Origin of the sequence: Streptomyces sp. ISL-12 (genome assembly GCF_018614415.1) — a bacterium.
In the GTDB taxonomy this organism is placed as follows: Bacteria; Actinomycetota; Actinomycetes; order Streptomycetales; family Streptomycetaceae; genus Streptomyces.
The window spans coordinates 43987-58719 of sequence record NZ_JAGGOO010000027.1 but is presented as its reverse complement, the minus strand read 5'-3'; the positions used below and the strand labels follow the sequence as shown (position 1 = coordinate 58719).

Sequence of the window (14733 nt, the reverse complement as noted above, 5' to 3'; positions counted from 1 at the left end):
CCCCGGAAGCCGCCCCGCCCCCGCACGCCCCGGCGCCTCACGCCCCGGAAGCCGCCCCGCCCCCGCACGCCCCGGCGCACGCCCGGAAGCCGCGCCCCCGCCGCACACCCGGAAGCCGCGCCCCGGCCGCACACCCCGGCGCCTCACGCCCCCGAGGCCGTCGCCCCCGCGTTCTTCGCCGCGACCACGGCGTCGAAGACCTCCCGCTTCGGCACGCCCGCCTCGACGGCCACCGCCGCGATGGCCTCCTTGCGCCGTTCCCCCGCCTCCTCGCGCACCCGCACCCGGCGCACCAGCTCCTCGGCGCCGATCTCCCCGGGGCCCGTCTCCGGCGCGCCCTCGACGACGACGGTGATCTCGCCGCGCACGCCCTCGGCCGCCCACTCCGCCAGCTCCCCCAGCGGGCCGCGCTTGATCTCCTCGTACGTCTTGGTCAGCTCCCGGCAGACCGCGGCGCGCCGCTCGCCGCCGAAGACCTCGGCCATCGCGGCGAGGGTGTCGGCGACACGGTGCGGGGACTCGAAGTAGACGAGGGTGCGGCGCTCGCCCGCGACCTCCCGCAGCCGGCTCAGCCGCTCGCCCGTCTTGCGCGGCGGGAACCCCTCGAAGCAGAACCGGTCCACCGGCAGCCCGGACAGGGCCAGCGCGGTCAGCACGGCGGACGGTCCGGGCACGGCGGTGACCTTGACGCCCCGCTCGACGGCCGCCGCGACCAGCCGGTACCCGGGGTCGGAGACGGACGGCATCCCGGCGTCGGTCACCAGCACCACCCGCGCGCCGCCGATCAGCTCCTCGACCAGCTCCGGCGTGCGCGCCGCCTCGTTGCCCTCGAAGTACGACACCACGCGCCCCTTGGGCGTCACGCCGAGCCCCTGGGTGAGCCGGCGCAGCCGCCGGGTGTCCTCCGCGGCGACGACATCGGCGGCCGTCAGCTCCTCGGCAAGGCGGGGCGGGGCGTCGGCGAGGTCGCCGATGGGGGTGCCGGCGAGGACCAGGATTCCGGTTGCGACTGTCACGTTTCCATCCTCGCAGGGGCAAGCACGGGACTCGCACAGACCGGTTCCCTACGATGGCGCGGTGACCAGTACAGCGTCGTCCATGGATTCCACGGACACCGGCCAGGACCAGGCGCCGCACGAGGGGCGGCCGCCGTGGCAGCGGCGGCTGCGCCGCTTCGGCTACACGGCCCCCGACCGCAGCGACGTCCGCGAGCGGCTGGTGCCGCCGTACACGCGGCCCGGCCCCCGGCTGTGGGCCGTCCTCGGCGTGTCCGAGAAGGCCGCCGACCGGCTGGTGCGCTGGTCGGGCTGGGGCGGTCCGCTGCTGGTCACGCTGGTGGCGGGGGTGCTGCGGTTCTGGAACCTGGGCAGCCCGAAGGCGGTGATATTCGACGAGACGTACTACGCCAAGGACGCGTGGGCGCTGATCAACCGCGGCTTCGAGGTCAACTGGGACAAGAACGCCAACGACCTGGTCCTGAACTCCGGCGGGGACGTCACGGTCCCCACGGACGCGTCGTACGTCGTCCATCCGCCGGTCGGCAAGTTCGTGATCGGGGCCGGCGAGTGGCTGTTCGGGTTCGACCCGTTCGGCTGGCGGTTCATGACGGCGCTGCTCGGCACCCTCTCCGTGCTGCTGCTGTGCCGCATCGGCCGCCGCCTGTTCCGCTCCACGTTCCTCGGCTGTCTGGCGGGCGCGCTGCTGGCGCTGGACGGGCTGGCCTTCGTGATGAGCCGGACCGCGCTGCTCGACAGCGTGCTGGTCTTCTTCGTACTGGCCGCCTTCGGCTGCCTGCTCGTCGACCGGGACCGGGCGCGGGCGAGACTGGCCGCCGCGCTGCCGGTGGACGACGACGGCCTGGTCCGCCCGGACGCGCGCGTCGCCGAGACCACCCGGATCGGGTGGCGGCCGTGGCGCTGGGCGGCGGGGCTGATGCTGGGCCTGGCCATCGGCACCAAGTGGAACGGCCTGTACATCCTGGTCGCGTTCTGTGTGATGGCGGTCCTGTGGGACGTGGGCGCCCGCCGGGTGGCCGGCGCGGTGCGCCCGCGCACGGCGGTGCTCAAGTACGACCTGGGCCTGGCGTTCCTCGCCACCGTCCCGGTCGCGCTCGTCACCTACCTGGTCTCCTGGACGGCCTGGATCCTCTCCCCGAGCGACGGCACCGGCGGCTACTACCGCAACTGGGCGGCGACCGACGGGAAGAACAGCGACTGGTCGTGGCTGTTCCCGGACTGGTGGCGCAGCCTGTGGCACTACGAGTCGCAGGTCTACGAGTTCCACACCCACCTGACCTCGCCGCACACGTACCAGTCGAACCCGTGGAGCTGGATCGTCCTGGGCCGCCCGGTCTCCTACTTCTACGAGTCGCCCTCGCCCGGCACGGACGGCTGTCCGGCGGACGCGGGCGAGAAGTGCGCCCGCGAGGTGCTGGCGCTGGGCACGCCGGTGCTGTGGTGGCTGGGCTGCTTCGCGATCCTGTACGTGCTGTGGCGCTGGGCGCTGCGCCGGGACTGGCGCGCGGGCGCCATCGCCTGCGGCGTCGCGGCCGGCTACCTGCCCTGGTTCCTGTACCAGGAGCGCACGATCTTCCTCTTCTACGCCGTGGTCTTCCTGCCGTTCCTGTGCCTGGCGGTGGCGATGCTGCTGGGAGCGGTGATCGGCCGGCCGGGGGCGAGCGAGGCGCGGCGGGTGGGCGGCGTGGTGGCCGCCGGTGTCCTGTTCCTCCTCGTCGCGTGGAACTTCATCTACTTCTGGCCGATCTACACCGGTACGGCGATCCCGATGGAGGACTGGCGGGCGCGGATGTGGCTGGACACCTGGGTGTGACCGGGACCGCCGTGTCTCCGTTCGGCCACCAAACGGAAACAGGCGTACCGCAAGTCACTTGCGGCACATAGAGTGCCAGTGTGACCACTTTCTGAACGCGTTCAACGATGCGTCCGGGAGCTCGATGGGGAGGGGACTGCCGATGGGCAGGGGGATGAAGGCCGCCGTCATCGGCGGAGTGTTCGCCGTGATGGTCGGAGGGGCCGGATACGGCGCGTACAACGTGGTCTCCGCGCTGGGCGGCGGGGACGAGGTGAAGACCGGGCCGCCGAGCGGTGACGAGGTCGCGGAGACGACCGAGAAGTTCTTCGCGGCCTGGGAGGACGGGAAGGCCGACACGGCGGCCTCGTACACCAACGACGACGCCTCGGCCCTGAAGCTGCTGACGGCGTACGCCGAGGACGCCCACATCAGCGGCGTCACCATCACCCCGGGCACGGCGACCGGCACCAAGGTGCCGTTCACGGTGAAGGCGGAGGTGTCGTACCAGGGCGCGACCGAGCCCCTGACGTACAAGAGCCAGTTGAGCGTGGTGCGCGGGAAGACCACCGGGCGGGCGCTGGTCGACTGGGAGCCGTCCGTCGTCCACCCGGAGCTGTCGGCCGACGGCGACACGCTGGTCACCGCCGAGGCGTCGAACCCGCCGATCGAGGCCGTCGACCGGGACGGCAAGGTGCTGACCAAGGAGAAGTACCCCTCGCTGGGCCCGGTCCTGGACACGCTGCGGGAGAAGTACGGCGACCAGGCGGGCGGCGAGCCCGGCATCGAGCTGATGGTCCGGCACGCCTCCCAGGAGGTGGCGGACACCCCGCTGGTGACCCTCACCGAGGGCGAGCCCGGCAAGCTGAAGACGACGCTGAGCGCGGGCGTGCAGGCGGCGGCGGAGAAGGCGGTGGAGGAGTTCGACGAGTCGTCGGTGGTGGCCGTCAAGCCCAGCACCGGCGAGGTGCTGGCGGTCGCCAACCACCGTGCGGACGGCTTCAACGCGGCCTTCCAGGGCCGGGTCGCGCCCGGCTCCACGATGAAGATCATCACCGCGGCGATGCTCATAGACAACGGCGTGACCTCGATGACCGGCGCCGCCCCCTGCCCCGACAAGGCGATCTGGCAGGGACAGGTCTTCAAGAACCTCACCGGCATGGAACCCGACGAGTCCGCCACGCTGGCCAACAGCTTCCAGCGCTCCTGCAACACCGCCTTCATCAAGCTCATCGACGAGAAGCCGCTCACCGACTCCTCGCTGATGGAGGAGGCCCAGGAGCGGTTCGGCCTCGGCAAGGACAACTGGAAGACCGGCATCGTCTCCTTCGACGGCAGCGTGCCCGCCTCCACCGGCCCGGACCGGGCGGCCAACGCCATCGGCCAGGGCCAGGTCCAGATGAACCCGCTCAACATGGCCTCGGTGACGGCCACCGCGATCACCGGCACGTTCCGTCAGCCCTATCTGGTCTCGCCCGACCTGGACGACCGGGAGATGGCCACCGCCGAGGGCCTGTCGTCCGAGACGTCGTCCCAGCTCAAGCAGATGATGCGGCTCACCGCCACGCAGGGCACCGCGATGGAGGCGATGTCCGGGCTCGGCGGCGACATCGGCGCGAAGACCGGGTCGGCGGAGGTCGACGGGCAGACCGTGTCCAACAGCTGGTTCACCGGCTTCCGGGGCGACATCGCCGCGGCGGCCATGACGGAGGAGGGCGGCCACGGCGGCGACGCGGCCGGGCCGATCGTCGCGGACGTCCTGCGGGCCGGCGGCTGACCTCACCCCCCGCGGGGCGGGACTGAACACCGTGTGCCGTCGTTGGAAGCGTGACGGCATCGAGGGAAACGGAAAGCAGTGGGCAACAGAAGGCGTGTCGCCGAGCGACGCAACAGCAGGCGGCCCGTCGTGATCGGCGGGGTGATCGCCGCGGTCGTCGCCGGGGCCGGGGTGGGCGCCTGGGCGCTGTCCGCCGGCGGCACGGACGCCGGGGACGACGCGCGCACCACGGCGGCCGGGAAGAACGTGAAGACCGGCCCCCTGTCGGCCACCGAGGTCACCACGGCGGCCGAGCGGTTCCTCACCGCCTGGCAGCGGGGCGAGGTCGCCGAGGCGGCCGCCGCCACCGACGCCACCGCCGCGGCGAAGGCCCTGCTCACCTCCTACACCGAGGACGCCCGCATCGAGGACGTCACCCTCACCCCGGGCACCCGCAGCGGCGACAAGGTCCCGTTCTCCGTCAAGGCGACGGTGGTGTACGAGGACGTCCGCAAGGCCCTGGCGTACGACAGTTCCCTGACCGTCGTGCGCCGCGACGGCGACGGCGAACCCCGGGTCGGCTTCACTCCCGCCGTCGTCCACCCCGACCTCGGCGAGGGCGACAAGCTGGTCACCGGGGAGGCCGGGACGCCGCCCGTGAAGGCGGTGGACCGGGACGGCGGCGAAATCACCACCGCGAAGTACCCGTCGCTGGGCACGGTCCTGGACGGGCTGCGCGAGAAGTACGGCGAGAAGGCCGGCGGCCGTGCCGGGATCGAGCTGCGCGTGGTGCGCGGCAAGGAGTCGAAGGCGAAGAAGCTCTCCGACAAGACCCTCCTGGAGCTGAGCGAGGGCACGCCGGGCACGGTGAAGACCACCCTCGACCCTCAGTTGCAGGCCCTCGCCGAGGAGCAGGTGGCCGCCACCGAGAAGGCCTCCGTCGTGCTGACCCGCGCCTCGACGGGCGAGATCCTCGCCGTCGCCAACAGCGGCCACGGCTTCAACACCGCCTTCCAGGGTTCGCTCGCCCCCGGCTCCACGATGAAGGTCGTCACCTCCTCGCTGCTGATCGAGAAGGGCCTGGCCTCCGCCGACAAGGCGCACCCCTGCCCGAAGTACTTCACCTACGGCGGCTGGAAGTTCCAGAACGACGACAAGTTCTCCATCAAGGGCGGCACCTTCAAGGCGAGCTTCGCCCGCTCCTGCAACACCGCCTTCATCAGCCAGGCCGGCAAGCTGTCCGACGACGCCCTCACCCAGCAGGCCCAGGAGGTCTTCGGCCTGGGGATGAACAACTGGGCGATCGGGGTGCCCACCTTCGACGGCTCGGTCCCGGTGCAGAGCGACGCCCAGAAGGCGGCTTCCCTCATCGGACAGGGCGGGGTGCGGATGAACCCGCTGAACATGGCGTCCGTGGCGGCGACCGTGAAGTCCGGCACCTTCCACCAGCCGTACCTGGTCGCCCCGTCGGTGGACGACCGCGAGCTGGCCACGGCCTCCCGCACGATGTCCGCCGGCACCCTGTCCCAGCTGCGCGAGCTGATGGCCTACACGGCCGACTACGGCACGGCGGCGGAGGCGATGGCGGGGGTCGGCGGGGACGCCGGCGCGAAGACCGGGTCGGCGGAGGTCGACGGCCAGAAGAAGCCGAACGGCTGGTTCACCGCCTACCGGGACGATCTCGCCGCGGCGGGCGTGGTGCAGGCCGGCGGCCACGGCGGCGAGACGGCCGGGCCGATCGTGGCGGCGCTGCTCAAGGCGGGCGGCTGACGGTTCAAGGCGGGCGGCTCAAGGCGGGCGGCTGACGTCTCAGCGCGGGACGGGCTGCGCCACCGCCGGGTTCGCCGCGTACGTCCTGCGCAGGAAGCGCAGCAGGTCGTCCGTGTCGAACTGGACCACCGAGCAGCCGCCCCGCTCCGGGTGGAACTCGACCACGGCCCGCACCCGCCCGCACGGCCACACCCGCACCTCTCCGGTCCCGGCCGGCGCCCGCAGCCCCCGTTCGAGCAGCTCGCGCGCGAAGCGGAACCAGCGCGGGCCGGGCAGCCCGAGCCGTACCGACCGGGGGTCGTCCTCGGGGTCGTACCGCAGCACCACCGGTACGCAGCCGCCGTCGCCTTCGTCCGGTATGTCCGCGTCGGTGAGCACCTGGACCCGTGCGTACTGTTCGACCACCGACATCGACCGGCTCCTTCACCCTCGACCCTTCTCCAATGTCCCACATTTTCCGTGTCACGCCTTTTGGGCGGTATGCCTGATATGAGATAAGCCTTTACTTCGCTCTTGCACAGGAGTCGCAACTACTCCTTATCATCGGAAGGTGCACGTACCTGACGGATTCATCAACGCCCCGGTCTCCGCGGTCACCGGAGTCGTCGCCGCCGGCGCCGTGGCGGTCAGCCTGCGCGGCGCGCGGCGCGAGCTTGGGGGCACCTCCCGCGCGAGCGAAGCCGAGCGTGGGGGAGAGCGCACGGCCCCGCTGGCCGGCCTCGTCGCGGCGTTCATCTTCGCCGTGCAGATGCTGAACTTCCCGGTCGCCGCGGGAACCAGCGGACACCTCCTCGGCGGGGCCCTGGCCGCGATACTCGTCGGCCCCTGCACCGGGGTCCTGTGCGTCTCCGTCGTCCTCCTCATGCAGGGCATCCTGTTCGCGGACGGCGGCCTGACCGCGCTCGGCGTCAACATCACCGACATGGCGATCGTCACGACGGTCGTCGCCTACGCCGTCTTCCGGGGTCTGGTGAAGGTGCTGCCGCGCACCCGGCGCTCGGTGACCGTCGCCTCGTTCGTCGCGGCGCTGCTCTCCGTCCCGGCCGCCGCCGTCGCCTTCACCCTCCTCTACTGGATCGGCGGCACCACCGACGTCCCGATCGGCAAGGTCGCCACCGCCATGATCGGCGTGCACGTCCTGATCGGCATCGGCGAGGCCGTCATCACCGCGCTGACCGTCGGCGCCGTCATCGCCGTACGCCCGGACCTGGTGTACGGGGCGCGCGGGCTCCAGCAGCGGCTGAAGCTGCGGGTCGGCGGCGAACTGGTCGACGCGCCCGCCGCCGAGCCCGCCCCGGTGGCGGCCACCGGCTCCCGCCGCACGATCTGGCTCACCGGCCTGGCGGTCTCCGTCGTCCTCGCCGGGTTCGTCAGCTTCTACGCCTCCGCCTCCCCCGACGGCCTGGAGAAGGTCGCCGCCGACCAGGGCATCGACGCCAAGGCCGAGGAGCACGCCGCCGCCGACTCCCCGCTCGCCGACTACGGCGTCAAGGACGTCACCGACGCCCGGCTCTCCGGCGGCCTCGCGGGCGTGATCGGCGTCGGCGTCACGGTCGTCGCGGGCAGCACGGTGTTCTGGGCGGTCCGCCGGCGCCGCACCGCGGACACCTCCCCGACCAGCACGAGCGTCTGAGATGGGCGCGGGCCACGCCCACCGGCTCTACCGGCACGGACACTCCCCCGTGCACACCCTGCCGCCGCACACCAAGCTCGCCGCTGCCTTCGGCTTCGTGGTCGTCGTGGTGTCGACGCCGCGCGAGGCGATGTGGGCGTTCGGGCTCTACGCGCTGCTGCTCGCGTCGGTCGCCTGCGCGGCCCGCGTCCCGGCCGGCTTCCTGCTGAAGCGGCTGCTGATCGAGGTGCCGTTCGTCGCGTTCGCGGTCCTCATGCCGTTCGTGGCCGAGGGCGACCGGGTCGGCGTACTGGGCCTGTCCCTGAGCGTGAACGGCCTGTGGGGCGCCTGGAACGTCCTGGCCAAGGGCACCCTGGGCGTCGCCACCTCCGTGCTCCTGGCTTCCACCACCGAACTCCGCGCCCTCCTGCTGGGCCTCCAGCGCCTGAAGCTGCCGCCCCTCCTCGTCCAGATCGCGTCCTTCATGATCCGCTACGGCGACGTCGTCACCGACGAGATGCGGCGGATGCGGATCGCCCGGGAGTCGCGCGGCTTCGATGCGAGCGGGGTACGGCACTGGGGCGTGCTGGCGAAATCCGCCGGGGCGTTGTTCATCCGCTCCTACGAGCGCGGCGAACGCGTCCACCTGGCGATGGTCAGCCGCGGCTACGCCGGTTCGATGCCGGTCATCGACGAGGTGATCGCCTCCCGGGCGCAGTGGTCGTACGCGCTGGCCCTCCCGTGCACCGCACTGCTGGTCTGTCTGCTGGGATGGATGCTGTGACTGCTTCCCTGGAGGTCTCCGGCCTCGCCTACGCCTACCCCGACGGACACCAGGCCCTCTTCGGCGTCGACTTCTCGATCGCGCGCGGCGAACGGGTCGCGCTGCTCGGCCCCAACGGCGCCGGCAAGACGACCCTCGTGCTCCACCTCAACGGCATCCTGACCGGCGGCGCGGGCACGGTGACGGTCGCCGGGCTGCCCGTGGGCAAGAAGCACATGGCCGAGATCCGGCGCCGGGTCGGCATCGTCTTCCAGGACCCCGACGACCAGCTCTTCATGCCGACGGTCCGGGAGGACGTGGCGTTCGGACCGGCGGCGGCCGGGGTGAAGGGCGCCGAACTGGAGGAACGGGTGGACCGGGCACTGACCCGGGTCGGCATGGACGGCTTCCAGGACCGCCCGCCGCACCACCTGTCCTTCGGGCAGCGCCGCCGGGTGGCGGTGGCCACGGTGCTGGCGATGGAACCGGAGATCCTCGTCCTGGACGAGCCGTCCTCCAACCTGGACCCGGCCTCCCGTCGCGAACTCGCCGACATCCTGCTCTCCCTGGACGTCACCGTCCTGATGGTCACCCACGACCTGCCCTACGCCCTCCAGCTCTGCCCGCGCTCGCTGATCCTCAGCGACGGCGTGATCGCGGCGGACGGCCCGACCGCGGACCTGCTCTCCGACGACGCCCTGATGCGCGCGCACCGCCTGGAACTCCCCTTCGGCTTCGACCCCCGCTCGGTGACGACGGCCTGACGGCCGCCTGACGACGGCGTGACAACGGCCACATGAGGAATCGCCGGTGAACGGTGCGTGTTGCACGCACTGTTGTGGGCGAGTGGCAGCGGAAAGGGGCGAGGAGCGTGGACGTGGCGGTGGACGTGGCCGTATGCGGCACAGTGGCCGAGGAGTTCGAACCGGTCAGGGACGCGTTCGTACGGAACTTCACCGCCCTCGGCGACCGGGGCGCCGCCGTCGCCGTCTACCGCGACGGCCGCAAGGTCGTCGACCTGTGGGCCGGCACCCGCGACCTCGACGGCACCGAGCCCTGGCAGCGGGGCACCGCCCAGGTGATCCGCTCGGCCACCAAGGGCGTCGCCGCCGCCGTACCGCTGCTGCTGCACCAGCGCGGCGAACTGGACCTGGACGCGCCGGTGCACGCGTACTGGCCGGAGTTCAAGGCGCACGGCAAGGAGGGCGTCCTGGTCCGGCACGTACTGGCCCACCGGGCCGGCCTCCCCGTCCTCGACCGCCCCCTCACCCCCGCCCAGGCGCTCGATCCGCTGCCCGGGATCGAGGCGGTGGCCGCCCAGACCCCCGTCTGGGAACCCGGCACCGACCACGGCTACCACGCGCTCACCTACGGCTGGCTGCTGGACGGGCTGGTCCGCCGGGTGACCGGCCGCGGCACCGGCGAGTGGATCGCCGACGAGATCGCCCGCCCCCTCGGCCTGGACCTGTGGCTCGGGCTCCCGGCGGGCGAGGAGGCGGCCGGCCGCGCGGGCCGGACCGGCCGCGTCGAGGACGTGGAACCGCCGTCCGGGAGCCTGCGCATGCGTCCCAAGCGCTCCGTCACCGCCGCCTACGACGATCCCGGCTCCCTCACCCGCCGCGCCTTCGGCGCGATCACGCCGTTCCCCGACCAGAACGACCCGGCGTACCGGGCGGCGGCGCTGCCCGCCACCAACGGCATCGCGACGGCCGACGCGCTGGCCCGCTTCTACGCCGCGCTGACCGGCGAGGTCGACGGCGTCCGGCTCTTCGAGGCGCGGACGCTGGCGGCGGCCCGGGCGCAGGAATCAGCGGGCCCGGACCGGGTCCTCGTCGTCGGCACCCGTTTCGGCCTGGGCTACATGCTGCACGGCAGCGCGTCCCCGTTCCTCGCCCCCGGCTCCTTCGGCCATCCGGGGCGCGGCGGCGCGCTCGGCTTCGCCGACCCGGAGTCGGGCATCGCCTTCGGCTACGTCACCAACGGCTTCCGCAAGACCGTGACGGCGGACCCGCGGGCGCAGGCCCTGGTCCGGGCGGTACGGGCGGCGCTGGACGCCGGCCGCTGACTTCCGCCCCGGGCGCTGACACCCGGACCGGACGCTGACACCCGGACCGGGTGCTCAGACGTGGATCGGGTGGGACACCCTCCCCGACGCCTCGTCGATCTCCCCGTGCGCCTTGTCGAGCAGCCGCATCGCCAGCTCGTTCAGCGCCCGCGCCGCGGCGACCTCCTCACCGACCCGGGGTTGCCGGGCGTCGGCACGGTGCCTGCTGGCATGTCCGTGCGCCCGTACCTCCGTACCGTCCGACAGCCGCACCAGCGCGACCGCCCGCGTATGCCGATCGTCCTCCGTGAACTCGACCTCTACATGCCATCCGACCGGTGTGGGCATCATGACGTTCACCTCCGTGGGCCCCTGTTTCCAGGGTGCTACCGACGGGCGTGTTCGCGCACGTCCACGAGGGTCGCGCCGGCGTGGGTGACGAGGTCCCGCGGGGCCATGGGGAAGACGGTGTACGGGGTGCCGGCGGCGGCCCAGACCGTCTCGTGGGCGAGCAGGGAGCGGTCGGCGAGGACGCGGGTGCGGGTGCGGTGGCCGAAGGGCGGGACGCCGCCGATGGCATACCCGGTGGTCTCCCGTACGACGTCGGCCTTGGCGCGGGTGACCTTCTGGGCGCCGAGTTCCGCGCGGACCCGGTCCACGTCGACGCGGGAGGCGCCGTCCATGAGGACCAGCACGGGGACGCCGTCCGCCGCGAAGATCAGCGACTTGCAGATCTGGCTCAGCTCGCAGCCGATCGCTGCGGCGGCCTCGGCGGCGGTGCGGGTGGCTTCCGGGAAGCGCCGGACACGGCCGTTGAGGTCGTCGAGCCCCATGTCGCGGAGGGCGGCGGCGAAGCGGGGATGGGCGTCGGGAGCGTCGTCGGTCGTCGTCATGGCGGCACGGTAGCGAGTGACGGGCGTGGCGGGCGACCGGGTTGTCCGGTGGCCGTCGGGGCCACTCGCTTCTCTGCCAGTGTCGTGCTTCCACGGCCCGCCTCAAGGGCGCTCCGCTGACGCTCCGCGTCGCCTTCGGCGATGGGCCTGCGGCCCACCCTTGACCCGGTCCGCTCCAGCACGGGCCAGAAGCGAGCGAGCGGCCCGAGAAAAGCGGTCCCCCAGCGGCATCGGTCCCCCGGGCCGGTTCCCCCGCACCCGGCGCGGCGGATGCGCGCTCACACCTCACATGCACGCCGGGCCGTCTCGGCGGCCACCGCTCCGTACGGGGTGCGGTACCTGCCGGGGCCCCGGTCCGGGTAGGGCTGCTGGAATTGGATGACACTTCGGCCCGAAGTGTCATCCAATTCCAGCACCCCTACCCCGGAGGACCGCCGACCGGCCCCCACGATCACCAGCCAGCCGCACCCCTCGCCCTCCCCCTCTCGCCGCAACCCCGTACGGACCGGTCGGCCGCCGAGACGGCCCGGCGTGCTGGCGAGGCGCGAGCGCGTCCCCTCACGCCGGGTACCGGGTCACGGGCGTCGGGGGACTCGCGGGCGGGGCCACCGCTTTCCCCGGGCCGCCCGCTCGCTTCTCACCCGTGCTGGAGCGGACCGGGTCAAGGGTGGGCCGCAGGCCCATCGGCGAAGCCGACGCGGAGCGACAGCGCAGCGCCCTTGAGGCGGGCCGTGGAAGCACGACACTGACAAAGAAACGGGCGGCCCCCACGGCCACAAGACAACGTGCGGGGGAACAGGGAAGCCGGTGAGGGCCACCCGTCCCCACGGGACCCTCACCGGCTGGTCACTCAGCCACGCAGCGTCAGGCGCGTGCCAGTTCCTTGTCCTCGTCGGGGTCCTTGCGGCCGTCGGACAGGGTCTTCAGGCCCTCGCCCTCGACATCCACGTTGGGCAGCGCGCGGTCCAGCCACTTCGGCAGCCACCAGGCGCGCTTGCCGAGCAGGGCGAGTACCGCCGGGACGATGGCCATGCGGACGACGAACGCGTCGAAGAAGACCGCGATCGCGAGGCCGAAGCCGATCATCTTGACCATGGACTCGCTGGAGCCGATGAAGCCCGCGAAGACGGCCATCATGATGACCGCGGCGGCGGTGACGACCCGTGCGCCGTGCTTGAAGCCGGTGACGATCGCTTCGCTGGGCCGCTCGCCGTGGACGTACGCCTCCCGCATGCGGGTCACGAGGAAGACCTCGTAGTCCATGGCCAGGCCGAAGACCACGCCGACCATGAAGATCGGCATCATCGACATGACCGGGCCGGTCTCCTCGACGCCCAGCAGGCCGGACAGCCAGCCCCACTGGAAGACCGCGACCACGGCGCCCAGGGCCGCCAGCACGCTCAGCAGGAAGCCGAGGGCCGCCTTCAGCGGGACCAGGATCGAGCGGAAGACCACGATCAGGAGGAGGAAGGCCAGGCCGACGACCAGGACCAGGTACGGGATCAGCGCGTCGTTCAGCTTCTCGCTGACGTCGATGTTCATCGCCGTGGAGCCGGTGACCAGGGTCTGCGCGCCGGTGTCCGCCTCGACGTCGGCCCCCGCGTCGCGGATGCCGTGCACCAGGTCCTCGGTTTCGACGGAGGACGGCTTGGAGTCGGGGATCACGGTGATGGTCGCCGTGTCGCCCGCCTTGTTCGGCGCCGCGGGTGTCACCGTGACGACGCCGTCGAGCTTCTTGATCTCGTCGGACACCTCGGTGAACGCGCCCTGCGCGTCGTCGCTGCCCTTGGCGTCCACCACGACCATCAGCGGACCGTTGAAGCCGGGCCCGAAGCCCTCGGACAGCAGGTCGTAGGCGCGGCGCTGGGTGGTGGAGGTCGGCTGGGAGCCGTCGTCGCCCAGGCCCAGTTCGAGGGAGCCCGCCGGGACGGCCGCCGCGCCGAGGCCGACGATGCCCAGGAGGAGGACGGCGACCGGGCGGCGGACGACGAAGCGGGCCCAGCGGGTGCCCATGTTGGGCTTGTCCTGCCGCTGGTCGCGCTCGGCGCGGGCGCCGCCCAGGAACTTGCTCTTGGCGCCGGCCGGCTTGACCCTGCGGCCGGCGTAACCGAGCAGCGCCGGGACCATGGTGAGCGCGATGAGGACCGCGATGGCGACCGTGCCGGCCGCCGCGACGCCCATCTTGGTCAGCATCGGGATGTTGACGACCGCCAGGCCGACCAGGGCGATGACGACGGTGAGGCCGGCGAAGACCACCGCCGAGCCGGCGGTGCCGACGGCCCGGCCGGCCGCCTCCTCGCGTTCGCGTCCCTCGGCGAGTTCGGCCCGGTAGCGGGAGACGATGAACAGGGCGTAGTCGATGCCGACCGCGAGGCCGATCATCATCGCCAGGATGGAGGTGGTGGAGCCCAGTTCCAGGGCGCTGGCCAGGGCGGTGATGGAGGAGACGCCGATGCCGACGCCGATGAGCGCGGTGAGCAGCGGCAGTCCGGCCGCGACCAGGGAACCGAAGGTGATGACGAGGACGACGGCGGCGACCGCGATGCCGATGATCTCCGTCGAGCCGGTCTCCGGGACGGCCTGGAGCGCGTCACCGCCGATCTCGACGGTCAGCCCGGCGTCCCGCGCCTGCTGGGCGGCGTCCTCCAGGGCCTCCTTGCCGGCCTCCTCCAGCTCCATGCCGGAGACGTCGTACGTCACCGACGTATAGGCGATGGTGCCGTCCTCGCTGACGGTGTTGCCCTCGTAGGGGTCGGCGACGGAGGTGACCTCGGAGCCGTCGGAGAGTTCGTCGACGGTCTTGAGGACGGTCGCCTTGTTGTCGGCGTCCGTCATCTTCTCGCCGTCGGGCGCCTTGAAGACGACGCGTGCGGTCGCCCCGTCGGCGCTCTGGCCGGGGAAGCGCTGTTCCAGCAGGTCGAAGGCCTTCTGGGCCTCGGTACCGGGGATGGAGAAGGAGGAGTTGCCGGCGGATGGGGCGCTGGCCGCGCCGATACCGGCGACGGCGAGCAGCGCGACCCAGATCAGGGCGACGAAATGCCGTCGCCGGAAGGCGAGGCGGCCGAGTTTGTAGAGGAACGTGGCCAC

12 protein-coding genes are annotated in these 14733 nt (G+C 72.4%); 7 read left to right on the top strand and 5 right to left on the bottom strand.

Going from position 1 to position 14733, the window contains the following annotated elements:
• Nucleotides 1-143: 143 nt before the first annotated feature.
• A complete protein-coding gene (gene rsmI / locus J7I94_RS08065) occupies nt 144-1016 on the bottom strand; it encodes a 16S rRNA (cytidine(1402)-2'-O)-methyltransferase (protein ID WP_215166242.1) in 873 nt (290 codons plus the stop codon).
• A 61-nt stretch (nt 1017-1077) separates the two neighbouring features.
• On the opposite strand from rsmI, the gene J7I94_RS08060 reads away from it, so the two are divergent.
• The 3 genes from J7I94_RS08060 (at nt 1078) to J7I94_RS08050 (ending at nt 6334) form a co-directional block, all read left to right on the top strand.
• Nucleotides 1078-2829: a dolichyl-phosphate-mannose--protein mannosyltransferase gene (locus tag J7I94_RS08060; RefSeq protein WP_215166241.1), complete on the top strand. Its 1752-nt coding sequence runs from the start codon at nt 1078-1080 to the stop codon at nt 2827-2829.
• 142 nt (nt 2830-2971) lie between these two features.
• Nucleotides 2972-4585: a penicillin-binding transpeptidase domain-containing protein gene (locus J7I94_RS08055; protein WP_215166240.1), complete on the top strand. Its 1614-nt coding sequence runs from the start codon at nt 2972-2974 to the stop codon at nt 4583-4585.
• 78 nt (nt 4586-4663) lie between these two features.
• Complete coding sequence (locus J7I94_RS08050) at nt 4664-6334, top strand: penicillin-binding transpeptidase domain-containing protein (RefSeq protein ID WP_215166238.1); 1671 nt, start codon at nt 4664-4666, stop codon at nt 6332-6334.
• A gap of 39 nt (nt 6335-6373) precedes the next feature.
• Here the strand turns inward: J7I94_RS08050 and J7I94_RS08045 are convergent, their stop codons facing one another.
• The gene (locus tag J7I94_RS08045; protein WP_215166237.1) at nt 6374-6745 is read right to left on the bottom strand and encodes an SsgA family sporulation/cell division regulator; all 372 of its coding nucleotides are present in this window, start codon (nt 6743-6745) and stop codon (nt 6374-6376) included.
• A gap of 139 nt (nt 6746-6884) precedes the next feature.
• Here J7I94_RS08045 and J7I94_RS08040 point away from each other — a divergent pair, with 139 nt between their 5' ends.
• The 4 genes from J7I94_RS08040 to J7I94_RS08025 all read left to right on the top strand — a co-directional run bounded on the left by J7I94_RS08040 (nt 6885) and on the right by J7I94_RS08025 (nt 10774).
• A complete protein-coding gene (locus J7I94_RS08040) occupies nt 6885-7967 on the top strand; it encodes an energy-coupling factor ABC transporter permease (RefSeq protein WP_215166236.1) in 1083 nt (360 codons plus the stop codon).
• Nucleotide 7968: 1 nt separating this feature from the next.
• Complete coding sequence (gene cbiQ, locus J7I94_RS08035; protein WP_215166235.1) at nt 7969-8730, top strand: cobalt ECF transporter T component CbiQ; 762 nt, start codon at nt 7969-7971, stop codon at nt 8728-8730.
• Nucleotides 8718-9473 (top strand): energy-coupling factor ABC transporter ATP-binding protein, encoded by a 756-nt coding sequence (locus J7I94_RS08030; protein WP_215166234.1) that lies wholly within the window; start codon nt 8718-8720, stop codon nt 9471-9473. Before cbiQ ends, J7I94_RS08030 begins: the two co-directional genes overlap by 13 nt.
• Nucleotides 9474-9598: 125 nt before the next feature.
• Nucleotides 9599-10774, top strand: a complete 1176-nt coding sequence (locus J7I94_RS08025; protein WP_215166247.1) for a serine hydrolase domain-containing protein — start codon at nt 9599-9601, stop codon at nt 10772-10774.
• Nucleotides 10775-10828: 54 nt separating this feature from the next.
• Here the strand turns inward: J7I94_RS08025 and J7I94_RS08020 are convergent, their stop codons facing one another.
• The 3 genes from J7I94_RS08020 to J7I94_RS08010 form a co-directional block, all read right to left on the bottom strand.
• Nucleotides 10829-11104: a DUF1876 domain-containing protein gene (locus tag J7I94_RS08020; protein ID WP_215166233.1), complete on the bottom strand. Its 276-nt coding sequence runs from the start codon at nt 11102-11104 to the stop codon at nt 10829-10831.
• Between the two features lie 35 nt (nt 11105-11139).
• Complete coding sequence (locus tag J7I94_RS08015) at nt 11140-11646, bottom strand: YbaK/EbsC family protein (protein ID WP_215166232.1); 507 nt, start codon at nt 11644-11646, stop codon at nt 11140-11142.
• 864 nt (nt 11647-12510) lie between these two features.
• Nucleotides 12511-14733 carry an MMPL family transporter gene (locus tag J7I94_RS08010; RefSeq protein ID WP_215166231.1) on the bottom strand — a complete coding sequence of 741 codons (2223 nt, stop codon included), beginning with the start codon at nt 14731-14733 and terminating at the stop codon, nt 12511-12513.